This is a genomic window from Xanthomonas euvesicatoria pv. euvesicatoria, assembly GCF_020880415.1.
In the GTDB taxonomy this organism is placed as follows: Bacteria; Pseudomonadota; Gammaproteobacteria; order Xanthomonadales; family Xanthomonadaceae; genus Xanthomonas; species Xanthomonas euvesicatoria.
On the sequence record NZ_JAJIUJ010000009.1, the window covers coordinates 1 to 23,164 of the forward strand.

The 23,164-nt window shown below is 61.6% G+C and carries 19 protein-coding genes; 12 read left to right on the forward strand and 7 right to left on the reverse strand.

Annotated elements, in window-relative coordinates; all coding sequences use genetic code 11:
* Positions 1-167: 167 nt before the first annotated feature.
* The 7 genes from LN450_RS00690 to LN450_RS00720 are packed head-to-tail and all read right to left on the reverse strand — an operon-like array spanning position 168 to position 8,297.
* Positions 168-1,532: an ATP-binding protein gene (locus LN450_RS00690; protein WP_074038416.1), complete on the reverse strand. Its 1,365-nt coding sequence runs from the start codon at positions 1,530-1,532 to the stop codon at positions 168-170.
* 11 nt (positions 1,533-1,543) lie between these two features.
* Complete coding sequence (locus LN450_RS00695) at positions 1,544-3,760, reverse strand: TraM recognition domain-containing protein (protein ID WP_074038417.1); 2,217 nt, start codon at positions 3,758-3,760, stop codon at positions 1,544-1,546.
* Positions 3,732-4,409 (reverse strand): hypothetical protein, encoded by a 678-nt coding sequence (locus LN450_RS00700; RefSeq protein ID WP_129111540.1) that lies wholly within the window; start codon positions 4,407-4,409, stop codon positions 3,732-3,734. Before LN450_RS00700 ends, LN450_RS00695 begins: the two co-directional genes overlap by 29 nt.
* A 55-nt stretch (positions 4,410-4,464) precedes the next feature.
* Positions 4,465-5,745, reverse strand: coding sequence for a DNA primase (gene dnaG / locus LN450_RS00705; RefSeq protein WP_074038429.1), 1,281 nt, complete (start codon positions 5,743-5,745; stop codon positions 4,465-4,467).
* A gap of 8 nt (positions 5,746-5,753) precedes the next feature.
* Positions 5,754-6,701 carry a DsbC family protein gene (locus LN450_RS23200; RefSeq protein ID WP_074038418.1) on the reverse strand — a complete coding sequence of 316 codons (948 nt, stop codon included), beginning with the start codon at positions 6,699-6,701 and terminating at the stop codon, positions 5,754-5,756.
* Positions 6,702-6,704: 3 nt separating this feature from the next.
* Complete coding sequence (locus LN450_RS00715) at positions 6,705-7,832, reverse strand: secretion/conjugation apparatus DotM-related subunit (RefSeq protein WP_074038419.1); 1,128 nt, start codon at positions 7,830-7,832, stop codon at positions 6,705-6,707.
* A 9-nt stretch (positions 7,833-7,841) separates the two neighbouring features.
* Positions 7,842-8,297, reverse strand: coding sequence for a lytic transglycosylase domain-containing protein (locus LN450_RS00720; protein ID WP_074038305.1), 456 nt, complete (start codon positions 8,295-8,297; stop codon positions 7,842-7,844).
* Between the two features lie 143 nt (positions 8,298-8,440).
* Between LN450_RS00720 and topB the strand changes: the two genes are divergently transcribed.
* From topB to LN450_RS00780, 12 genes are all read left to right on the forward strand, one after another.
* On the forward strand, positions 8,441-10,912 hold the full coding sequence (gene topB / locus LN450_RS00725; protein WP_074038308.1) for a DNA topoisomerase III: 2,472 nt from the start codon (positions 8,441-8,443) through the stop codon (positions 10,910-10,912).
* A 9-nt stretch (positions 10,913-10,921) separates the two neighbouring features.
* Positions 10,922-13,360: an ATP-binding protein gene (locus tag LN450_RS00730; RefSeq protein ID WP_074038310.1), complete on the forward strand. Its 2,439-nt coding sequence runs from the start codon at positions 10,922-10,924 to the stop codon at positions 13,358-13,360.
* Positions 13,357-13,734, forward strand: coding sequence for a lipoprotein (locus LN450_RS00735; protein ID WP_074038312.1), 378 nt, complete (start codon positions 13,357-13,359; stop codon positions 13,732-13,734). Before LN450_RS00730 ends, LN450_RS00735 begins: the two co-directional genes overlap by 4 nt.
* Before the next feature lie 10 nt (positions 13,735-13,744).
* Positions 13,745-14,125: a hypothetical protein gene (locus tag LN450_RS00740; RefSeq protein WP_074038314.1), complete on the forward strand. Its 381-nt coding sequence runs from the start codon at positions 13,745-13,747 to the stop codon at positions 14,123-14,125.
* Between the two features lie 64 nt (positions 14,126-14,189).
* A complete protein-coding gene (locus LN450_RS00745; RefSeq protein ID WP_074038316.1) occupies positions 14,190-14,657 on the forward strand; it encodes a hypothetical protein in 468 nt (155 codons plus the stop codon).
* Positions 14,657-14,944, forward strand: a complete 288-nt coding sequence (locus tag LN450_RS00750) for a type II toxin-antitoxin system RelE/ParE family toxin (protein ID WP_011875781.1) — start codon at positions 14,657-14,659, stop codon at positions 14,942-14,944. The genes LN450_RS00745 and LN450_RS00750 overlap by 1 nt, the downstream gene beginning before the upstream one ends.
* A gap of 29 nt (positions 14,945-14,973) precedes the next feature.
* Positions 14,974-15,357, forward strand: coding sequence for a hypothetical protein (locus tag LN450_RS00755; RefSeq protein ID WP_074038420.1), 384 nt, complete (start codon positions 14,974-14,976; stop codon positions 15,355-15,357).
* Between the two features lies 1 nt (position 15,358).
* On the forward strand, positions 15,359-15,562 hold the full coding sequence (locus LN450_RS00760) for a hypothetical protein (protein WP_074038319.1): 204 nt from the start codon (positions 15,359-15,361) through the stop codon (positions 15,560-15,562).
* Positions 15,559-15,813: a hypothetical protein gene (locus LN450_RS00765; protein WP_074038322.1), complete on the forward strand. Its 255-nt coding sequence runs from the start codon at positions 15,559-15,561 to the stop codon at positions 15,811-15,813. Before LN450_RS00760 ends, LN450_RS00765 begins: the two co-directional genes overlap by 4 nt.
* 12 nt (positions 15,814-15,825) lie before the next feature.
* Positions 15,826-17,361 (forward strand): zeta toxin family protein, encoded by a 1,536-nt coding sequence (locus tag LN450_RS00770; RefSeq protein ID WP_074038324.1) that lies wholly within the window; start codon positions 15,826-15,828, stop codon positions 17,359-17,361.
* A gap of 240 nt (positions 17,362-17,601) precedes the next feature.
* Entirely contained in the window at positions 17,602-17,934 is a 333-nt protein-coding gene (locus tag LN450_RS00775; protein WP_228892590.1) for a hypothetical protein, read from the forward strand.
* Positions 17,935-18,017: 83 nt separating this feature from the next.
* On the forward strand, positions 18,018-23,069 hold the full coding sequence (locus tag LN450_RS00780) for a DEAD/DEAH box helicase family protein (RefSeq protein ID WP_228892592.1): 5,052 nt from the start codon (positions 18,018-18,020) through the stop codon (positions 23,067-23,069).
* Positions 23,070-23,164: the final 95 nt, after the last annotated feature.

A 23,164-nucleotide genomic window follows, 5' to 3' on the forward strand; every position in this document is an offset into this window, starting at 1 on the left:
AATTAGGCTTACTCGTGAAGCTGTAAGCCACCACGACTCTCGACGAGCGCGCGCCGGCGGGCAGTGGCTGCGCGGCAGACGAGCTGGTCGCCGCCACGGCGAATGCTGCCGCGGCGATCAACGATACGAAAAAGCGCCGTTGCATCTTGTCGTCGCTCCTACCTGCGTCAGAACCGCACCTGGCGGAACGACGCCGATTGGCCCTTCTCGAGCATCCGCACCGCGCCCGTCTCCTGCGGCTTCAGATACTTCAGATCCTTGACCTCGATCTTCAGCTTGCGCGCCGCTTCGTCCCAATCGGCCGTGGCAAGGTTCAGCAACAGCAGCGTGCCTGCATTCTTAATGAAGTCCGACGAGAAGTGTGCCGGCGACTGGCCCGCGAGCAGGATCGCGAGGCCAAACTTGCGCATCTCGTTCACCACCACGTTGATCGGATTGCTCGCGTCCTCATCGTTGAACTTCTTCGACTCGTCGAGCACGATCAGCCGGCGCAGCTTCCCGCCCGACTCGCCTCGCTGCATCATCTCGCGGATGATCGCGCGCATGCGGAACCGCACAAACATCTTCAGCTCGTCTTCGGACTGCGCGAGCGGCTTGAGGATGTAACGCCGCACGCGTGCGTTGCCGAAGGGCGGGGGGTTCGGATTGAAGATCCCGGTCGCATTCAGGTTTTCCAGCCGCGTGATGACGCTCAACAGCACATCCTTGCTGTTGTACTTCATCGCCTCCTCGAACTCGCGCCCATTCTCGAGGCTGTTCAGGAACGTGGCATGCGTGTCGAACGCCTTCGCCTTCGCGGCCTCCATCCGCTTCTGCAGGCGCTCTATGTCCTCATCGTCTTTCGAGCCGCTCTTGGCCAGCTTCGTGCGTAGCTGGTTCAGCGCGGCCATCGACCGGCAGTATTCGTCGAACGCGGTCAGCGCTGCGCGCCCGTTGTCCTTGTCCTCGATGCCCATCCACAGCGCCCTGAGCTTGCGCTTCGCGAAGCTGATCACGTCAGCGAGCGTCGGATACACCTCGCGCAGGCCCGACCAGTTGCGCGCCTCCATCATTTCACGGATCTCAGCTTCGGACGCTTCACGCCGCGCCCACGAGCGAGGATTGTCCGCGAAGATGCCCTTCATCATGTACGAGTCGGTCAGAAGATGCCGAAGCACACCTTCCTGATTCCCGCCGAGCTGGCGTGCCGTGCTGTTGATCGCTTCGATCACGTCATTGACAGCACGACGCACACCGCCGTAGTGCGCATCGGTGTTGAGCACCAGAGGGTTGTACCCGTACCGGGTAGCTTCGCTGAACATCACCGTCTTCGCGCCCTCGATCTCAATATCGCCGTGGTAGTCGAAGATGTCGATCTCTACGTCATCGGGCATGCCCGTAACGAACTGGCGAATCCAGTGCGTCTTGCCGGCGCCCGACGTGCCGGCGACGCCGACGTGATGATTCGACACTTGCGCTTCGCGCCAGTAGACCGGGAGCTTCACATTCTCGCGGAGCTTCCAGAAGTCATGACCGATCAAGATTTGCGACATCGTTTCGTTCCTCATTCATCGAAGGCGGATTCGGGTATATCGTCGTCGTCATCCATCGGCATGAGCTCGATAGGATCGTCATGATGCGGCTCGTGCATGTACCCGGTACGGCCGGCTGCTTCGGCCTGTTTCATCGCCTTGAGTGCAGCTTCGAAAAGAACGATTCCGCGCTCCGTCGGCGTGACCTCAAAGCGCTGAATATCGTTCATGTGAGCGGCGGCACCCACTACCGCCGACAGGATCGGATCGTCCAGCGAAGGGTAGTAAGGCTTCTCGCTTCGACGGAGTTGCGCGAAGATGTAGTCGGCCGAATGCACGTCGGCGCTGCTGATTTTCTCCGCGCTGCGCGGCAGACGTTTGAACTGCGGCCGCTCGATCTGCAGGAAGCGATTGATGCGGGCTCGCAGCTTCGACGTCTTTTTATGCTCGTCGGGGATGTAGTACGACGCGGACGGCACCACTGCGTCCTTAAAGATCACGAAACCCTCGCCCGAATTGAGCTTCTTCAATTCGTTCAGCGTGATCTTTTCGCGCCGTTCGACGCTCGATTGCGCTTGCGCCTGGTTCGACGTCGTGAACGTGCCCATCGTCGCGTCGTGACCGGACAGCACGCTGTAGTACGCATCGCCGCCGGCCTTCTTGATGAGCTCGAACGTGTCTTCGGGATCTTCCAGCGCGAGGGTCCATTTCACCTTCGTGTTGGCGATCATCGACGCCGATTCCTCGCTCGCCTCTCCACGCTTGAGGCCCTGGACGTCCTGCACCGCCGCGATCATCATGAAGCCCAGCGATCGTGCCTGCGCGAACATGACCGCGATACCCTCCGCGAAGTAGTACGCGAGTTCGTCGCTGATGATGACCGACGGGTTGGGCGCGTTGGTCGCCTTCGAATCAAGCACTTCGGCCTTTGTGCCCTCAAGGCGGTAGCCGAGGTTCTGCGCCATCATCAATCGGATAGACGATATGTACAGCTTGCCGAGCGACGCCGCCTCAGAGGCTGACTTTTCCAGCGACGGGATCATCACGACGAGCAGCCGGTTGTTCAGCAGCACGTCGAGCATGTCGATCTCAGGATACTTGTCGGCGAAGATGAACCCATACGTGTCCATCATCATCGACAGCGTGCGAGCGAACTGACCGGTCAGATAGCCGTGCTGGTTGAATACCTCCGGGTCCCACTGCGTAGGGTCATGCGCCTGCGCCGGATTAAAGCCCGGCAGGCCGGTTTCGAAATACGCCTTGATCGGCAAGAACGCCAGCTCGGGAATCTTCCCCTCGCGGCCTTCAATGTAAAACTGGACAAGATTCTGCAGCGCCAGGTAATGCCGGATCACGCCGATCGAGATATCGAGCTCTCCCTTCGCCCGTTTGTAGCACAGGGTGCGGAGCAGGGCGTCGATCATGTTCAGCGCTTTCTGCTGCCACTGCGCGCCGTCGCCGCTCGCGCGCGGCAGCAGTGAGGCCATCAGCTGCAGCAGGAAGTCGGCAGAGCCGTCGCCGAACGGGTTCATCGAGTTCGACTGCGCGAGAACCGCGCGACCTGCGAACCGACCCAGCTCCTCGTCGACCATGCGCTGGAACGGGTCCATGCCACCGGTGAGGTAATTCAGGATGAGGAAGTCGTCTTCCCGGCCGTGACGGCGGGATAGCGACCAGAGGCAAAAGGCCAGATTCGAATCGGCCTTGCCGTCTCCGTAGCAAGCCCCGGAACCCCAGCAAATCGCGTTGTGGAATATGCCCATCAACGTTTCACTCTTGCCGCTACCGGTCGTGCCGTCCACGAACATATGCGTGCGCGCATCCGAATTCGTCAGCCAGAGTTCACGGCCCTGATCGTGCAGGGCGCGAGAGCGCATGAAGCCGAGATACAGAATGCCGCCGGCGATGAGGTACTTGCGCAGAGTCTTCGAGCGACGCACAAAGCCCCACAACATGTTTTCCTCGACCAGCTCCTCGTAATAGTCCGTGCGATCCAGCCCACCGACGTCCTTCGGCATGCGCAGCGGCATCTGGAATTTCTGGTCCTGAAACGACATGACCATCATCCAGAGGAGGATGACCCAAACGGGCCACAGCGCCGGCAGGTAGATCTGCAAGCCGATGAACAAGACCAGCACGTTGCGGAACGTCGACGGCCTGAATAAGGCAGCGAAGAACCGCTGTTCCGCGCTTCGCGTGTCGACCGTCAGCCTGGACGAGTCAATCTCGTGATTCGGGTCCAATACCATTAGACGCTCTCCATAGACGATCGGGCTTGTTCACTCGCCAGCGAGACAGCCTCCACGAAACGCCCTTGTCCTCGCATGGCCTCAACGATCGAGCGGACGAACTTTTCGCTATAGCCGTCCTCTTGATAAGCTTCGATTTTTTGTCGAGGTCAGCGTCTCTTATGAGCGGGTATAGGTATTTGATCTGAGCCCTTACGAAGACCCTGGACGCTTCAAGCACCACATAGAGTGGTAGCGTTGCCTCGCGGAACGCGTCGTGTCCGAACCTGTATCCGCGGCCAGCGAGCGCGTGCTCGACTGCGGCAATCAGTTGCTCGTAATACGCTCTGTTCATTTGCGCCGCCACTGCCGCTGCGACATCGGCTGCTTCAGACGTGGACAACTGATCGGCCTTTGCGACGGCGAGCGCCGCGAGCGCATTTGCGTTGTCACGTAGCACCGCGCAAACGCGCCGATTTGCGCGATTTACAGTTGCCACGACGACGCACAGCAAGAGTGCTACAACCACGACAGCGCCGAGGAGCGCGGGTGTCGTCACCTTTGCCTCTTGCCACCACGGCGTGTCGACGGATTGTGCGATAAACGCCGGAAGGGCCGACCCGTCTTCGTCAGAGCGTGCGGGTGCCAGTGGTGGTACAACACGTGCCACGGGCATCTCGGCCGAATGGTCATTTCCTACGTAATGACTTGCCATTGTTATTCCCTCAGTCCAGTGATACGCCGACCACTTCCTCGAACTTCGCCTTCATCGCACGCCCGAACAGCTCGGCATGCTGGATGCGAGCGAGGATTGCCTTTGCTTTTTCGGCGGCCTTGACTTGGCTTTCAGGCACGTCCCGATCGAGCCCGTGCGTCACGTAATCGGTCAGAAACGCGCTCAGTGGCGCGGCCTGTTCCGTCGCCGCATGCCACGCTTCCAGACCGTGAGCACGCACGAAGCTATCGGGATCTTCGCCTTCCGGCAGAAACAGGAAGCGCGCCGTTTTACCGTCCTTCATCTCGTCGAGCAGGACCGCAGCGGCGCCGAGCGCCGCTTTGCGGCCGGCCGCGTCGCCATCGAACGCAAAGACGATCGTGTCGGCATGCACCAGTAGGCGCCGTACCTGGAGATTCGTCAGCGCCGTGCCCATCGGCGCGACGACGCGCTCATCGCCGGCCTGGTGCAGACTGATGACATCGAAATACCCTTCGACGATCACCGCGACGCGACCGGCGCGAATCGCTGGCTTGGCCAGGTGCAGGGCGTACAGCTCCCGGCCCTTGTGAAAGATCTCTGTCTCCGGGCAATTCACGTACTTCGGTGTTTTGTCCGGCTTCTCGATCATCGAGCGGCCGGCGAAACCGACCAGGTTGCCGCTTTCGTTATGGATCGGGAACATAATGCGATGGCGGAACCGGTCGTAGATCTCGCCGTCCTCGCGCTGCGCCGCAAGCCCAGAGCCGAGCAGGGCGTCCCGAGTCGTCGAGCCGCCCAGCAGCTCGACAACGCCTTTCGCGACGACGCCGAGCCCGAACCGCTCGATCGTCTCAGCGCTCAGGCCGCGCTTTTGCTCGAGGTACGAGCGAGCGGCCGGGCTCTTCGCCAAGCCCCGAGAGAACACGCGCGCAGCCTCTTTCAGCGCCTGGTAGAGCACGGCCAGGCGCTTGCGCTGGGCTTTGTCTTCGTCGCTATCGCGCTCCTCGACGGGAAGGGGGATGCCGCCCACGCCTGCCAGATGAACCACCGCGTCGTGGAACGACAGGTGATGCTTGTTGCGCATCCATTCGATCGCGTCGCCCCGTGCGCCGCATCCCCAACACCGATACGTGTTCTTGTCGGGCGAGACTTGAAACGAAGGCGTTTTCTCGTCGTGGAACGGGCAGCATGCGACGAAGTTCTGGCCGGCGCGCTTAAGTTTCACGTCGCGCTCGATCAGCGCCGGAAGATCGGTTTCGCTTCGAATGCGATCCAGAAACTCGTCGCTGAACCGGATGTACTTGGCCATGCTGTTCCTTACTTGCGCGCCGTTGCCGCGGCCGACATCCACTGATTGATCGCGTCCGCTGTATTCGGAATCGAGTCCGGCGTCTGCTCCCCTGCCGCGTTGATGATCGTCGGCGTGCCAAGGAATCGCATCACGCGGAACATTTGGTCGTTTCGTGCGACTGCATCGGCACCGTCGGCGCATTCCGCGTTCGGCAAATCGTCGCCTTGAACGATCTTCTTCCACAGCGCAGCTCGCGCCTCGGGCTTCGCGCACATGAGCCTCGCCGTGCGATGCGACGACGCTTCACCACCGATCACCGTGACGGGGAAAATGTAGATGGTGTAGTCCTTCGCCAGCTTGTCGAGTTCGGGCTCCAGATCCTGGCAGTGCGGGCAAGATGGATCAGAGAAGACATACAGCGTGCCCTTGTTGCCCTTCGACAACTGGACCGCGTATTTGCCCGACTTCGCGCCGTCGGCCATTGCCTGCGCCAGTTGGGCAGGTGAGGCGACGGCCGGGCGTGCGATCGGTTGTTGCAGCGCGCCCAAGTTGTTCGGCAGCGGCACCATCGATGCCGCGCCGGCGGCACCGATGCCGCCGGCAGGTGATCCACCCACCGCGCGCGTTGCTGCCATGTTCACGGCCAGCCCCAGGACGGCAACCATCAGCGGCGCGAAGCCCCATTTGATAGCGGCCTTCCAGAAGCCCGCGAAGCGCCGTACACGCGCGTAGCGCTTGAGCGCAGCCTGCAGGTTCTGGAACGCGGTTGTCGCGAGAGATTCGCTCGAGAACCGCTCGACGACCAGCGCCTCCCCGGCGCCATCGTGATACCGCGCCTCGATCGTATTGCCCGACCGAATAAACGTAACGCCCTGATCCAGTCGCAACGTGCTGACGTGCTGCAACTCCCCCGTGCTGCCGAATTGCACGAATAGTGACTTCTCGAACGGCCGAATGATGTCGTTGCTCTTCACGGATTACTCCTGGTTCTTGCGCGGGGCCATAAGGCCGACTTTGATGAGGTAAGCTTCCACGCCGTCGATCGCGTCGTCGACGTAGGGCTCGGTGAGCCGGTAGCCGCTGTCAAACGCAAAGTCTTCCCATAGGGTCTGCGTGAAGACTGCGGCGGATTCGAGAAAAGGAACCTTGCGGCCCGTGGTGTTCAGGGCGTACCAAAGCCCACGGTCCATTCCCTTGAGCCATCGGAAATGCGATGACGGGAGCTTGCCGGACCCCTGCGCTGCCTTGTGCATTGCGTGCAGCAACGTGCGCGGGTAGGGGTGTTTTTCGAGCCAGCGCTGCGCTTCGGGATGCTGCGAATATTTGGCGAATGCCTTGCTCGCGATTGACAGATCCGGGTAGCCCTTCATTCCGTTCCACGTGTGCTTGTGGCACGAACGGTTCAACGCATCGAGAAGTTCCTGCGCCTTGGCGCCGTCCTTGCCGTCGGATAGCAAGCGTGTGCCGAAGATCGCAAACATCGCCTTTTCCTGCGGCAGTAACTCGTCCAACGACTTCACGGGCTTGCCGAGATCGGCGATCAGCAGCTCGCGACAACGCTCCCGGTCGAGCACGCCGTTCACGAGCAGACCATGCTGCTCGACCCACTCCTCGGGATTGATCGAACTGCGGTGTTCGTCGGGGTCGACGTTAAGCAGCAGCGTGTCTTTGTCTCCGTAGTAGAGCGACGGGATGATCGCTGGCGAGTGATTCGACATGATCCACGGAAGCGTTTGCACCGTGACCTTGCGCCGGGTGAGGTTTGCCTTGTGCTTCACCGCGAGCTTGATTCCGCGGATCGCCAACAGGACCGGAATCCATACGAACAGATACCCGGCTTTGTTCATCATTGCCAAAAACTGTTCGAACGAAACAGCCGCCGGATTCATCGCCAGATAGGCGGTTTCCTGCTTCCAGCGCCGAATCGCGTTTGGCATGAACGGCCAGTCCAGCGCCGACAGCTGATACCACGCGAACTTGAGGCCGTAATACACGATGTCCGCGTGCGACGAGTACCACATGAACCAGCAAAAGCCGGCCGCGAGCCCGAGCATCCCGAGATACACGAGGCCCATGTCATCGCGTTTACCTTGCGTTGCACTCATGCATCGTCCTCAAAATTTCAGCGAGTTGCGATAAACGCGCTCGATGTATTGATACTTGAACTGCGGCGTGCGCGAGTGATAGTGGCCAACACCATCCCAAAAGCTCCCGCCCGCCTGATTGATCTCGTAGCGCAGGATGTACGCGCCGGCGCGCACCGACCAACAGAAGTCGTCGGTAATCATCTGGCGCGTTACCCCGAACTGCGACTCCAGACGCTGCGCCCAGACGGTGTTGATCTGCATCGGGCCGTAGTCCGCCGTTCCGTTCTTGTTCCTGCTGACCGTGCCAATGCGTCCGCCCTCGGTCAGCCACACGGCCAGCAGCCCCCGCACCGGCAGGGTGTAGTCGTTCGCGGCCTGGACAACGCACGCCGGCACGGCCACAACACCGGCTGTTACAGACGCATGCGCCATATGCGCGGCGGCCAGTAGGCCGACGGCGACGCCGACTCGCTTCAAAAGCATTGGATCGTCCTTTCTAGGTGGCTCATAATGCTATATACTTTTTCGTATAGTAGACATTTTACGAAAGAAGAGCAAGCGGCCGATCTACACGTAATCGACGTCCAAAGCCGCCTGCAGCCGAGCAACCGAACCGAGGAAGGATCATGGGTAAAGCATTGATAGTCGCCGAAAAACCATCCGTCGCCGCCGACATTGCAAAAGCGCTCGGCGGTTTCACCAAGGCTGACGGGTACTTCGAGCGCGACGACGCGATCATCGCTCCGGCGCGAGGTCATTTGGTGGAACAGACCGTGCCCGCAGCCGACGCGAAAGGCATGTGGAAGATCGGCGTCTTGCCGATCATTCCCGACAGCTTCGCGCTCGAAGTCATCGACGGCTGCTCCGCCGAATTCGGTCGGCTGAAGAAATTAATGGCGCGTGACGATGTGATGAACTTTGTCAATGCATGCGACGCAGGGCGAGAGGGCGAACTGATCTTCCGCCTGATCTACAACAAGGCCGGATGCCGCAAGCCGACGAAGCGCATGTGGATTCAGTCGATGGTCGCGTCGGCCATTCGCAAGGCGCACGAAGATCTGCGCCCAGGCTCTGAGTTCGACGATCTTTCAGACGCCGCGTTCTGCCGCTCGGAGGCCGACTGGATCGTCGGCGTCAACGGCACGCGTGCGACGACCGCGCTGCGCGAGCGGAAGACGCAGCGCCGGGAGGTGTCGCCTGTCGGACGCGTGCAAACGCCGACACTCGCCATGCCGGTCATTCGTGAGCGGGAAATTGCGGCCTTCGTCGCGCGGGACTACTGGGAGATCCACGGCACGTTTCGCGCACAGGCCGGCACCTACGTCGCGAAATGGATCGGCGATGCCGACGGCGACACATCGCCGGCTGAAACCGAAGGCGACGCGGAAGCCGAAGCCGAGCAAACCGGCGCACGCTGTTTCGATAAAGCGAAGGCGCAGGCTATCGTCGACAAGTGCAAAGGCGTCGATCCGTCGTCCGTTGTGGACGAGTCGAAACCCGAAGAGCGGCCGGCCCCCGCGCTCTTCGACCTGACCGCGCTCCAGCGCGAAGCCAACAAGCGCTTCAAATTCTCTGCGAAGAAGACGCTCGACATCGCGCAGGCACTTTACGAAAAGCACAAGGCCACAACCTATCCGCGCACCGACTCGCGAGCGCTGCCCGAGGACTATCTCGAAACGGCCGCGGCCACGCTTGCCACCTTCGCCTCAACACCGCTTGAGGCACACGCGCAGCGTGTCATCGAAAACGGCTGGGTCAAGCCTGACAAACGCATCTTTAACAATGCCGACATCAGCGATCACTTCGCCATCGTGCCGACCGGCCAGCAGCCGAACGGTCTGTCGTCCGACGAGCAAAAAATCTACGACCTCGTATCGCGTCGCTTCATCGCGGTGTTCCACCCGTCGGCGAAATACGAAAGGACAGTGCGCACAACTATCGTCGCGGGTGAAACGTTCCGCACGTCCGGCAAGGTGCTGGCCGAGCCAGGCTGGCTCGCAGTCTATGGCGAAAAGGCGCACGACGGCACCGCGGCCGCGCTTTGCCAGGTCGCCGACGGCGAAGCGGTCACGGCCGACGCCATCGAGCTGAAGGCGTTGCAGACCAAGCCGCCGAAGCGATACACGGAAGCGACACTGCTGGCCGCCATGGAAAACGCCGGCCGCCAGGTCGAGGACAAGGACATTCGCGCTGCGATGAAGGCCAACGGCATCGGTCGTCCCGCGACGCGCGCGGCCATCATCGAAGGGTTGCTGGAGGACAAGGACAAAAACGACAACCCGAAGGAGCCCTATCTGCGACGCGACGACAACGAGCTCGTTCCAACGCCCAAGGCGATGGAGCTGATCGCGTTCCTCGAGGAAGCCGGCATCGACTTCCTCGTGTCGCCGCAGATGACCGGCGAGTGGGAGCAAAAGCTGTTGCGCATGGAGAAGGGCGACTACCGGCGCAGCACGTTCATGAGCGAGATCGCGGACCTGTCGACTGGCATGGTCGAAACCATCCGCGCGAAATATAACGAGTTGCCGGAGCCTGTCGCCAAGGCGCTCGACGCACCTTGTCCGCGCTGCGGCGCCGCCGTACATGTCGACGGCCGCGCGTACCAGTGCAGCGGTTGCGATTTCAAGGTATGGGGCGAAATCCTTGGCCGTCGGCTGACCGAAGCCGAGGCGAGCACCCTGATCACCAATCGTAAGACCGGCGTGCTGTCCGGTTTCACCAGCCGCACGTCCGGCAAGAAGTTCTCGGCCGCCCTCAAACTGGACGTCGAAACAGGAAAGGTCGACTTCGAGTTTGAAGACCGCGCGGCGCCGGCTTCCAATGGCGAGGCCAAGCAGCTCAAGGCCAAGTGTCCGAAATGCTCATCGGGCATCGAGATTCAGACGTGGAACTACGCGTGTACCGGCTGCGACTTCAAAGTGCGCACTGAAATCGCGAGCCGCAAGCTGTCGCCGGGCGAGGCCGAAACTCTCATTGGCAAGGGAAAGACCGGCGTACTCGCCGGGTTCGTCAGCAAGTCGAAGCGCAAATTTTCGGCCGCGCTCAAGCTCGATGCCACTACCGGCGGCGTTACGTTCGAATTCGAAGATCGTAAGTGAGGAGGACCTATGCAGCTCCCGTTTGAACTCGATCCGCAGATCATCCACCACATCATCTACAGCCAGGCCGGCTCGATCGGCAAGGCAATCATCGAGTTGCTGATGAATTCGGTCGACGCACGCGCCACGGCCGTGCGGCTGTCCATGACGAAGGAAGGCTTCGAGTGCTCCGACGACGGCAACGGTTTCGCGAGCCGCGAAGATGTCATTCGGTACTTTGGGCGCTTCGGCACGCCGCACGAGGAAGGCGATGCCACCTACGGCCGGTTCCGCCTCGGGCGCGGCCAGATCATGGCCCATGCCAGCACGATCTGGCGTTCGAACGCGTGGCAGATGACGGTCGACACACGTGCGATGGGCTACAGCTACGACCTCGAGCAGCTTGAGCACGCCTTGCCGGGTTGTTCCATCTCCGGCCGATGGTACGAGTCGCTCACGGATTCTGAACTCATGTCGGCCGTGCAGGAGATCCGCGACTTGGTGCGCTATACGCCGGTCAGCGTCGAGCTCAACGGTCGCGTCATCACCCGCGATCCGCGCACCGAGCGATGGGATGCAGAGGATGAATTCGCGTGGTATCGCGCGAAGGAGGATGGTGCCGTGTCGATCTACAACCAGGGCGTGCTGGTGCGGCATGACCCCGGACACATGTGGGGCGCAGGCGGGCTTATCGTCTCGAAGAAGGCAATTGCACTCAATGTCTCGCGTACCGAGATTCTGCGCAAAACGTGTCCGGTCTGGAAGGCAATCGCGAAGCAGTTTGGCGCGCTGGCCGACGACGTTCGATCGCGACTCGGCGACCATCGCAAGACCGAAGCGAGCCGCGAGAAGTCGGCTCGCGCGCTGCTCGCCGGCGACCCGAACATCGTGCAGATCTACGAAAAAGAAGAGGTCATCACGCTGTTGCCCGGAAAGCGTAACGTCACGATGCAGGCATTCCTGCAGAAATGTCGCTACAGCCACAACAAGCGTCAAGGCAACCGCTTCACAGTCGTCGAGAACGGCTTCGACGTGCCGAAGGGCGAGGCGATCGCGCGCGAGGGGATCGCAGTCGTTGTTCACCCGAAGACGCTCGAACGCTTTGGCTGCTATAACGCGCACGACCTGCTCGATTGCATGGACCGAATCCACGCCAACATCCGCGAAGACGTTGAGAAGAACGGTACCCGTTTTTGGGGAATCGAGTCGCTCAAGATGCCCGAGCTCGTCGCCTTCTCGGCGCTGCGCGACGCATTCGTCGAGCGCACGGCGCTTGTTACCGAGCGCGACGCGTTGGACAAGGAGGCCCGCCGCGCGTGGACCGCGCTCCGCACGATTCTCTACCACTATGCTGCCGTCCTCACCGGCGGCGAACGTCGCTATCACGGCAGCCCCATTGCGAGAGGCGGCAAGTCCTTTCAGATCCTTCTCGGCCAGTCAAACACCGCCAAGGCTTGGACGGATGGCGACAGCTACATCGCGTTCACCGTCGACGTTGTGAAGCGTCTCAAAACGGTGCCGCTCAAGGCCGCCGCATACATTTTCAGTTTGATCGAACACGAGGTCGCCCACGAAGGCGATAGCCTTGATTGCGGGCACGACGAAGCGTTCTACCAACGCTTCCACGATCTGACCATCAAGTATGCCCAGGAACGCCAGTGGTACATGCACGCGTGGCTCATGCGGTACACGACCAGCATGGAAGGCGAGGGCGAGGGCAAGCGCGCGCGCGGCGAAGCATGGCGCGAGCGCTATCTTGTCGATCGCGCGGGCACGGGCCGCACGAAGCGCGGATTGCCACGCGCAATCGACGACGTGGCCACCGAACCAGCCCTCGTGACGCCAGAAGAGAACATGGCCTTTATCGACTATCAGAATGCGCGCCTCGTACAGGCCGGCGTCTGTCCGCCTCCGCCGAACTGGACGGAGGTGCTCGACCGCGCTCGCTCTGCCCAACAACAGATCGAGGCCGAACTTCGCGCCAAGCGAGAGCGCAAAGAAGCCGAAGACGCCGCTGAGATGGCCAAGATCGACGCATTCTTCGAAGAAATGCGCCGCGAAGAGGAGGCGGCAAGGCAACGTCTCGCGTTGTTGCTGGGCGTCGATGCCGATGAGATCAGCGGCGAGGCGCTTGACCGCCTCACAGCCCCAGGACTCACCGATAACGATGTGCGAGCACTCTGGTCCGAGAAGCCGTGGGCCGAATATGAGGAACAGTTGTACGGCGTGCCCTACGACTATGAAGACCACGGGCCGGAGCCCCACGACGATGAGACTGACACCGATGCCGATGAGGAGTCTCCCGACAACGATCCAGCCGCGGTAGAGGCGAGCGCATTCTATCCCCCTGAATTGCGCGCACTGATTCAGCCGGGCGAGACGACATGGGCGCTTGAGCGCAACGCCGCGGCGGCCGGTTTCTACCGCGTCGAGGACTATCTGAAATGGCGAGCAGAGGTGAACTCATGAAGCGTTACGCCATCGCTCTCGTGCTCTTGGCATTGCTCGCGGCTTGCAATCGCAAGCCGCCGGCCGACACTGCCGAGCAGCAGGGAACCCATCGCGAAGTCCTGCAGGGCTTCCAAGCCACGTTCTACCGCGTTAGCGAAGGCAAGCAGCGGTGGATCGAGGTCGCGATCGCCGTTGACGGCAGCAAAACATTCCGCATGCCGGTTTTCTTCTCGGACAATGGGCGACTCGTCCAGGTCAGCGACGACGAAGCCCGCGCGCTGATCGACAAGTGGCTCAAGCAGCGGGCGGCGAACGTCGCCGCCTTCGGTTCGGTCGACCCCCAGGTCGGCGGCAACACTCCATTTCTGGCCATCGACCGCAACACCCCATAACAGAGCGACCATGCAAGAACGCGCCTACCTTGAGGCAGTACCGGCCTACCAAGCGACATCGCCCGACGGCCGCACCGTGCCTTTCATCGTCTCGTTGCTGCTGCACGACGCCGAGAACAAGCCTCGCATCACACCTGCCGTCGAGCGGTCGATCGACCGCACCATCGACATCACCGGTCGCGAAGGCCTCGCCCTTGCGATCATCGCGGACGACGACGAAATGCCGGCCACGGCACGCCGTTACGTCGAGCGGGCTATGGGCATCCCTGGCGCGATCATCCTGTTTCGATGCCAGAGCCCCGAGACGGCGGAACGGCTGATGCAGCACCTGCATGCCGAGTACCAGCTCACGCTTGTTCGTGAGCCGGCCGAGCCCGCACCCGGTCCCTGAATTTGCATGTTAATTGTTATTCTTGTACTCTAGTAACAATTATATTGCACCGGAGAGAACCGAGATGCACACCTTGACCCTTGAGCAGTTGCGGGCCACTACGGACGCCGGCGGTGTCGCGGGCGTCACACTCAAAGCGCAGGGCGGCGCTTTTTACGTAAAAGTCGACACGCGCAACGGCGATGAGGCAGTGCTCGCGAAGGCCCGCAGCAGCGAACCTCGCAGCTTCGGCAACCCCGCGCAGGCGTTGACGCTGCTGCGCGGCCTCGGGCTGGCTGTCGGCTCATTCGACGTGCAGGACTGGAACCCGGAGGACAGGGGCACGGTGCGCACTCGTCCCGACCGCGCTGAGGCCCTCAAGCGGACGCACGAAGCGGCCGAACATGACAAATGGTTCCGCGCGCAGGTCGAGCAGGGTCTCGCCGAGGCCGACGATCCGAATACGAAGTGGGTGCCGCACGACGTCGTGAAGGACGATATGCAGCGTCAACGCGAAGCACTGAAGGCCCGTATCGCAGGCGGCAATAAGTGATGGAATTGGTATGGACGCCACGCGCACGTCGCGCTCGCGAAGAGGCAATCGACTACATCGCGCAGGACAACCCGGTTGCCGCGCTCGGCCAGCTCGACGAGATCGAGCGGCAGACCGACATGCTGATTCAGCATCCCGAAATGGGGCGCCCCGGCCGAGTGGAGGGCACGCGCGAGCTCGTCATCAGCCGCACGCCGTTCATCGTCGTCTATCGGCTCAGGCCGCGCGCCCGACGCATCGAACTGATCCGCTTTCTTCACGGCGCGCAGCAGTGGCCGAAGACGTGACGAAGGACCGAACCACAAGAGGACCGAACATGAATCTGAAAGTCAGAAATGCAGCCGGTGAACAGCACACGATTGATGCGTGCGACACCGCCATCATCGACGGCGCGCAAGGCCCGACTACCTCATTGCTCGATTGGCTTACCGCTGACGAGCGTCGAGAACTGGACGAGTGGTGCAACAACCAGACGCCGAGCACGAATGGCTCGATCGCAATGAATGCGTGGCCCGGTTGGCATGCTGTCGCCCTCCGACGCTTCGCTGACACGGCCCGCAACTACAGGCCGAATATCCAAACCGTAACGCAGTCGTTCGCTCAACTCGTCGTCGGGGCACCGGCCAGCGGCAAGTCGCAGATGATGAACTCCTTCCCCATCACGGAACCGGACGCGCCGAACACGACGGAGGGCAACTGACGTGAAGACGACCGTACAGACTGGCGTTGCGATCCTTGCCCTTCTCATAGGATTGCTTTTCTGTTTTGCCGCCGCGCGCGGCTACATGCAGCACGACACCATCGCTCTCCGGCCATTGCTGTTCGGGGTGGTCGACGTGGCTGTCGCATGCGTGTTGCTACGCAAAGCCTATACGGCCCGCAAGGCCCGGAGCATGTCGCTATGACCACCTGGACTGACGAACAGCTTGCCGACTATGAGTGCGCGCTCGAAACGATCGGCAACGTGATTGCCCTGAAGGCGCGCGACATCGAAGCCGAGAAAACGAAGCCGTCGCCGAACTCAGATCGCATTGACGAACTGCGACGGCAACAAGCCGAACTTGCCGACGAGCGTAGTCGCTTGCGCATCGGCGATCACGACGCCGTTGCGCGCGCCATCGAGCAATACGGCAGGCTTGTGCGTGCAAGCGCGTGAACTGAGGGCGCGATGACGGTTATCCACGACGATCGCCCGCGCGGACTCTCGGTCGAAGAGGCGCAGAAAGCCGTCGACGAGTTCCTCGCCGAGTACAACGGGAATATTCCCGTAACCGCCGTCGTGCGCGCAACACAGGAGGAAATCTATGGACCCCAAGCATCCCGCGAAAAGCTCGGCTACCGTATCGACGGCGCATACCACCCGGCCCGACGCATCTTTACCCTTGCAGCTTCCAATATGGGTGACGAAGGGGCCGTCCGACGAGCCCTTCGCCACGAGCTGCTCGGCCACTACGGGCTCAACACTTTCAGCCCGACTGAGAAGCGCGCTCTGCTCGATCGCGTTCTGGAAACGCGGCACGAGCCGTCGTTGAGCCACATCTGGAAGCGGGTGGAGCGTGACTACGCCTCGCTTCCAGATCTGCACAAGGCCGAGGAAGTGTTCGCCTTCGTCGCCGAAGAAGAGCGCAGCTTCCTTGGTCGCGCATGGGATGGCGTGCGAGCAGCGCTTCAACGCGCCCTTCGTGCGACGGGACTCTCCAGCAGACCATTGACCCTCGCGGAGCTTCGCGACGTAGCCCGCGACATCGCGCGCGGCATCCGCGCAGGCGATCGCGAGCAGCAGACGTTTCCCCAAAGCGACACCGCGCAATTCCGGCTCGATCCTGAAAGGCATGCCGAGATCCTGCGCGACATCCAGACCCAAGCACTCGGGGCTACGCGACCGGCCCAGCGGCCCGTCGCGATCATTCTCGGCGGGCAGCCTGGCGCCGGCAAAGCCGGACTGGCCAGTGCAGCGCTGGAGGAGCTCGCCGGCAACGCCGTAAAGATCGACGCGGACGAGCTCCGCAAGAACCATCCGGCCTACATCGCGCTGATGCGTGAGGACGATCGCGCGGCCGCGGACCGCACACACGGCGACGCGGGCCCGTGGGCCGTCAAACTGACGAGTGCAGCGATGGCCGCGCGGCGCAATCTCATCGTGGACGGAACGATGCGCGACCCGGACAACCTCGCGAAGCTCTGCAGGAAGCTGCGTGAGGCCGGATACCGGATCGAGGCCCGCGTGATGGCCGTCAACCCGCTCGTCAGCCGTCTCAGCATTCACGAGCGATATGAGCGTCAGGTACGGGCCAACGGCTTCGGCCGCTGGTCGAACCGCGACAAGCACGACGCAGCGTTCAGCGGCGTGCCGCTGACCGTCGAGAAGCTCGAGGCACAGCAGCTCGTCGACCGAATGACCGTGTTCGCACGGAACAGTGACGAGCCGATCTACGACAACCGGCTCGTCGCAGGACATTGGGAGCAGCCGCCGGCGGGCCGCGAGCGGGTCGACGCAGAGCGTGCGCGCAATTGGTCGCCGGTCGAGCGTCACCAGTTCGCCGACAAGCTCGACGCGATCGCACGCCGATTGGAACAGCGAGGAGACGGCGAAAGCGACCTCACGTCGTTGGCCGAGCTTCGTGCCGATTTTGAACGGCAGCATCCGACTGACCGGCACGCGCCGCGCGTGACCCGCCGCGATGCCCCAAAACCCGGAGGGTGACGCTGATATACGACACTGGCCGACATATGCCGTATACGCCACGAAAGCAGCGCGCACGGCGCTGATTAAACATCTCTAGCCGTTTCGGACGCATTTTGTATAATTCCTATGATACAAAATGCTAGAGGGCGTACATCATGGCAAAAAAGCGGCAGCCGGCCGACGATCTCAACCAACTCTCATTCGACTTCGAATTCAACGCCACCGCCGACATCATCGACAGCCTTCAAGCACAGATCGATGTCGACGAAGATGAAGGAGCACAGCATGCTTACCGGTCAAACTCAGCCGCTGTCGATCGCGGCGAAAATCCTCAAGCCGACGACGATTCAGGCCGTCCGGCGTTCACCCTCGTATCATCTGCAGGGCTGGAAGATCCTGGACCGCTGGGCGTTCAACAGCCCGGAGAAACTGCGCTCGCTGGAAGCGCAGGGCGAGGTGATTCTGCTGGGCAGGCTTCTGGAGCAGCAGACGATCGAGCACCAGGTCTTGAGCCGCTCGATCGATCAGAAGCAGAACGGCCTGACGGAGCACGACATCCTGGCCAGCGACGAGATCAATACCGAGCTGTAACGCCCGCCGACTACAACATCACCGCCGCGGACCGGCTCGGGGAGGGCGGCGCCAAGGCGAAATATCGGAACAACATCGCTGCATTGAAGCTGCTCCTGCAGCTTCGTGAAGAGCAGCACAGCGCGACGCCTGACGAACAGGCAATCCTCGTGCGCTACGTGGGCTGGGGTGGCCTTCCGCAAGCGTTCGACCACCGCAATCAGGACTGGCAAGACGAATACCTCGAGCTCGCGGGCCTCCTCTCCAAAGATGAATACGGACGTGCCCGCCGTTCCACACAGGACGCGCACTACACGTCGCAAACCGTCATCGAGGGTATCTACAAGGGCCTCCAGCGTGTCGGGTTCGACGGCGGCCGCGTCTTCGAGCCGTCTGCTGGCATCGGCAATTTCATCGGCCTCATGCCGGCACCGATGCGTGCCGCGACCCACTTCACGGCGATTGAGCTCGATCCACTGACGGCCGAGATCGCGCGGCATCTGTACCCCAGCGCGACGCATATCAACCATGGCCTGCAGGACGTCGTGATTCCCGCCGGTCATTTCGATGCGTGCGTCGGCAATCCGCCGTTCGGCACGCAATCGCTCTACGATCCCCATCATCGCGAGCTGGGCGGCTTCTCGATCCATAACTACTTCCTCGCGAAGTCGATCGACAAGCTCCGCGAGAGCGGGGTAATGGCCGTTGTTGTGAGCCGCTACTTCCTCGACGCGGCCAACAACGCGGCGCGCGAGCACATCGCGGACCGCGCGCACTTCCTCGGCGCGATCCGCCTGCCCAACACGGCCTTCAAGCGGAACGCGCTCACCGAAGTCACGACGGACATCATCTTTTTCCAGAAAGCGGCCGCCGGCGAGACGCCCGATCGGCGCTGGGTCGATGTCGGCAAAATACGAGATCACGAGACTGGCGAGCCGATCACCATAAACCGCTACTTTATCGACCATCCTGAACAGATGGCCGGTCGCATGGCGATCACCAGCAAGATGCACCGCGACGCGGCGGACCTGGTGCCCGAGGCGGGCGTTGACCTCGCCGACGCGATCGAGCGACGCCTGCAGGCGCTGCCCGCCAACGTTTATCGGCCCGCCGATGACGTGGCCAGCGCAACCGATCGGGACCAGGACAAACCTGCGCTCACGCTGCCAGACACGCTCAAGGTCGGCTCATTCTTTGTCGCGCCAAACGGAAGGCTCGCGCGACGCCTGCCGGACATCCTCGATGAGCACGACTATAGCTACGTCGAGCCAAAGAACGAGCGCGCCGGCGCGCGCATCAAGGGCATGGTCCAGGTGCGCGAGGCGCTGCGGGATCTCATGCAAACAGAGCAGTCCGATAATGTGACCGACTTCGAACTCACTTCGAAGCGCTCGAAGCTGAACCGCGTCTACGACGACTTCGTGCGCAAATTCGGGAACGTCAGCTCGCAGGCGAACCGCATCGCCATGACGGAAGATCCCGAGTATCCGCTGTTGCACGCGCTTGAAAGCAGCTACGACAAGGGCATCTCGCCCGAGACCGCGAAGAAGCACGGAGTGGAGCCGCGCCGGCCGAGCGCGAACAAGGCGTCGATCTTCTCGAAACGTGTCATGAGCCCGCGCAAGGAAGTGACGCACGTCGAGACGGCAAAGGACGCGCTTGTCGTGTCCATGAACGAGAGTGGCCGCATCGACCTCGCACGCATGATGCGCCTCACGGGCAAGCCAGAGAACGAGTTGATTCGCGACCTCAAGAGCCTCATCTACCTCAATCCTGAGCGCGACCGCTGGGAGACGGCGGACCAGTATCTGACCGGGAACGTGAAGGCCAAGCTGCGCGCGGCCGAAACGGCCGCCGGCCAGAATCCCCGCTACATCGAGAACGTCGACGCATTGCGCACCGTTCAGCCCGCCGATATCGAGCCGGTCGACATCTCCATCCAGCTCGGCTCGACGTGGGTGCCCGACCAGGTGATCGAACAGTTCGTCGGCCACTTGCTCGGCGACGTGCGCCGGCGCATCACGTATCAGGAGACGCTGGGCAAGTGGCTCGTCGACATCAAGCACGGCGATCACACCACGGCACGCGTCACATGGGGCACCGAGGCATGTCCCGCGAACGAGCTCATCGAATCGATCCTGACGAACCGTCCGATCCGGGTCAAGGTCGAGGCGGGCAAGGACGCGAACGGGAACAAGATTTATCGCGTCGACGAGTCGCAGACGGCAGCCGCCAACCAGAAGGCCGACGAGATCAGGCAGGCGTTCCTCGATTGGGTGTGGGAAGACAAGGACCGTCGCGAGATGCTCGCACGCATCTACAACGATCGCTTCAACACGAACATTCCGGCGAAGTACGATGGATCGCACCTGGACCTTCCCGGCGCATCGCTCGACATAACGCTGCGGCCGCACCAGAAAGACGCTATCTGGCGCGGCATTCAGGACGGCACGGCGCTGTTCGATCACGTCGTCGGCGCCGGCAAGACACTCGTGTGCGTCGGCACCATCATGGAGAGCAAGCGCATGGGTCTGATGTCGAAGCCCATGCTTGTCGTTCCGAACCATCTGCTGCTGCAGTGGAAGGACGCCTTTTACTCGCTGTATCCCAACGCGAACATCGTCGTTGCCGAGAAGAGCGACTTCAAGAAGGAAAACCGCGAACGGCTGTTCGGCCGCATCGCAACAGGCGATTGGGATGCCGTGATCGTCGCGCACAGTTCGTTTAAGAAGATCGGCATGCCCGAAGACACGCTTCGCGAACTGCTGGAGGAACAGATCGAAGAACTCTCGGACGCAATCACTCAGATCAAAGCGGAGCAGGGCGACCGGATCACGATCAAGGAAATGGAGAAGGCGAAGGAGCGTATGAGGGAGCGCCTCGAGCGCAAGGCCGATACCGGCGCGAAAGACTTAGCGGTCAGCTTCGCCGACCTTGGCGTCGACGCGCTTTTTGTCGACGAGGCTCATGAATTCAAAAATCTGTTCATCACGACGACGCTCAGCCGCGTGTCCGGTCTCGGCAATCTCGCCGGCTCCGAAAAGGCGTTCGACCTGTTCGTGAAGTGCCGTTACCTGCAACAGCGCCGCGACGGCCGCGGCGTCTTTTTTGCGACCGGCACGCCGATCAGCAATACGATCGCCGAGCTCTATACGATGCAGCGCTACCTGCAGTCCGACGAGCTCAAAGCGCGCGGCATCGTCCACTTCGACGCATGGGCGTCAACTTTCGGACAGGTCGTCACAGGCTGGGAGCTGGACGCAACTGGCGTCAACTACCGGCTCAACAGCCGGTTCTCGAAGTTTCAGAACGTTCCCGAGCTGATCTCGCTGTACCGCACCTTTGCAGACGTCATCACGAAGTCGGACCTCGATCGCCAAGCAGAGGAACGCGGCACCCGCTTTCCCGTCCCGAAGATCAAGGGCGGCCGGCCGCAGAACATCATTGTCGATCGGTCCGATGCCCAGGGGCTGTTCATGGGCGCGCAAACGCCCGTACTCGACGACAATGGCGCGCCTGTCCTGCGCGGCGATGGCACGCCACTGAAGAACTGGAACAGCGGCTCAATCATCCACCGGATGGAGAACCTGCCGAAAGACCCGCGCGTCGACAATCCACTCAAGATTACGAACGACGCGCGCAAGGCTGGCCTCGACTTCCGCCTTATCAGTCCAAACGCAACCGATGATCCAGGTAGCAAGGTCAATACGGCGATCGACAACATCTACCGGATATGGGAGGCGTGGAAGGACCGGAAGGGCACGCAACTCGTGTTCTGCGATCTGTCGACGCCAAAGTTGTCGAAAAAGGCTGCGCCGGTCGCAGACGCGGCCAGCGCTGGCCACAGCGACGATGAAGCACCCGCTATCTCGATGGACGAGCTGCTGGCCAGCAACTCCGAATTTTCGGTCTACGATGACATCAAGGCGAAGCTGATCGCGCGCGGCGTTCCGGAGCACGAGATCCGCTTCATCCACGAGGCGACAACGGATCTGCAGAAGGCCAAGCTGTTCGATGACATAAACCGCGGCCATTCGCGGATCATGATCGGCTCAACGGCAAAGATGGGCGCGGGTACTAACGTACAGCGGCGCCTCGTCGCCGAACACCATCTCGACGCGCCGTGGCGGCCGAGCGATCTGGAACAGCGCGAAGGCCGCATTCTGCGGCAGGGCAACCTGTTCTACGAAGAAGACCCGGACGGCTTCGAGGTCGAGATCCTGCGCTACGCGACCAGGCAGACCTACGACAGCCGCATGTGGCAGACGATCGAATATAAGGCCGCCGGCATCGAACAGTTCCGCAAGGGCGACAGCCTGCAACGTGTGATCGAAGACGTCGAAAGCGAAGCCGCGAATGCGGCCGAGATGAAGGCCGCCGCGACGGGCAATCCGCTGATTTTCATGCAGGTGAAACTCAGTGCCGAACTAAAAAAGGTCGAGGCACTGTTCTCGAACTATAAGCGCAATCAGCACAGCCTCGAGAGCCGAATCGGCTGGCTCGCCGATGCAGACCAGCGGGCGGATCGCGCTGTCGCACGATGGAACCGCGAAATTGAGCTCCGCGACAAAGCCACGACCGAGCAATTCCAGTTCAAGACCAAGAACCGCGTCTATGGTGAGAAGGATCGGGAGACGCTGCTTGGCGAAGTGATGTACGCAATGAAGAAAGCAGTCGAGCGGGGAGCTGTCGGCATCCTCGATCGCCCCACCGAGATGCCGGTCGGCCGCTATCGCGGATTCGATGTGAAGGTCTATGCCAGCCGCGAACATATTCAGTTCACGTTGACCGGCTCGGACACCTACGAGCCTGAAAATCTGAGCTATCGCGCCGAGGAGAAGTTCAGCATCACCGGCTTCATCCACCGTCTTGATAATTTCATGGCCCGCTTCGAGGACTGGCGACAGGAGGCCGAAGAGACGCGAGAAAAGGAGCATCGCGAGTACGCGAAGGCTATCGCGGAGCAGGGCAAGCCGTTCCCGCAGCAGGCGCGCCTTGAGGCGCTTCAGCAAGACGTGCGCTCCGTCATGACGGAGCTGAAACTCATGCAGGCAGACGAAAACTACGTATCGCAGTGGCAGCCTCGATCGCTGGCCAGCGACAGTAATACCGGTCAGCAGCAGGACCGTTTACCTCATGCGAGCATGAGGAGGTAGACACAAGATATTGTGTCCGACCAGCTGCCCAAAGGCACTACATCTTGTGGTCTTGTGGTCCGGCCATCTCGGCCGCACCGATTTCGACGCCTGCA

What these genes read in the sequence shown, in the direction of transcription:
- LN450_RS00690 (WP_074038416.1), bottom strand. Translation starts at nt 1,532, where the DNA reads ATGTCGCAAATCTTGATCGGTCATGACTTCTGGAAGCTCCGCGAGAAT.
- LN450_RS00695 (WP_074038417.1), bottom strand. Translation starts at nt 3,760, where the DNA reads ATGGTATTGGACCCGAATCACGAGATTGACTCGTCCAGGCTGACGGTC.
- dnaG (WP_074038429.1), bottom strand. Translation starts at nt 5,745, where the DNA reads ATGGCCAAGTACATCCGGTTCAGCGACGAGTTTCTGGATCGCATTCGA.
- LN450_RS00715 (WP_074038419.1), bottom strand. Translation starts at nt 7,832, where the DNA reads ATGAGTGCAACGCAAGGTAAACGCGATGACATGGGCCTCGTGTATCTC.
- LN450_RS00720 (WP_074038305.1), bottom strand. Translation starts at nt 8,297, where the DNA reads ATGCTTTTGAAGCGAGTCGGCGTCGCCGTCGGCCTACTGGCCGCCGCG.
- topB (WP_074038308.1), top strand. Translation starts at nt 8,441, where the DNA reads ATGGGTAAAGCATTGATAGTCGCCGAAAAACCATCCGTCGCCGCCGAC.
- LN450_RS00730 (WP_074038310.1), top strand. Translation starts at nt 10,922, where the DNA reads ATGCAGCTCCCGTTTGAACTCGATCCGCAGATCATCCACCACATCATC.
- LN450_RS00735 (WP_074038312.1), top strand. Translation starts at nt 13,357, where the DNA reads ATGAAGCGTTACGCCATCGCTCTCGTGCTCTTGGCATTGCTCGCGGCT.
- LN450_RS00740 (WP_074038314.1), top strand. Translation starts at nt 13,745, where the DNA reads ATGCAAGAACGCGCCTACCTTGAGGCAGTACCGGCCTACCAAGCGACA.
- LN450_RS00745 (WP_074038316.1), top strand. Translation starts at nt 14,190, where the DNA reads ATGCACACCTTGACCCTTGAGCAGTTGCGGGCCACTACGGACGCCGGC.
- LN450_RS00750 (WP_011875781.1), top strand. Translation starts at nt 14,657, where the DNA reads ATGGAATTGGTATGGACGCCACGCGCACGTCGCGCTCGCGAAGAGGCA.
- LN450_RS00755 (WP_074038420.1), top strand. Translation starts at nt 14,974, where the DNA reads ATGAATCTGAAAGTCAGAAATGCAGCCGGTGAACAGCACACGATTGAT.
- LN450_RS00765 (WP_074038322.1), top strand. Translation starts at nt 15,559, where the DNA reads ATGACCACCTGGACTGACGAACAGCTTGCCGACTATGAGTGCGCGCTC.
- LN450_RS00770 (WP_074038324.1), top strand. Translation starts at nt 15,826, where the DNA reads ATGACGGTTATCCACGACGATCGCCCGCGCGGACTCTCGGTCGAAGAG.
- LN450_RS00775 (WP_228892590.1), top strand. Translation starts at nt 17,602, where the DNA reads ATGTCGACGAAGATGAAGGAGCACAGCATGCTTACCGGTCAAACTCAG.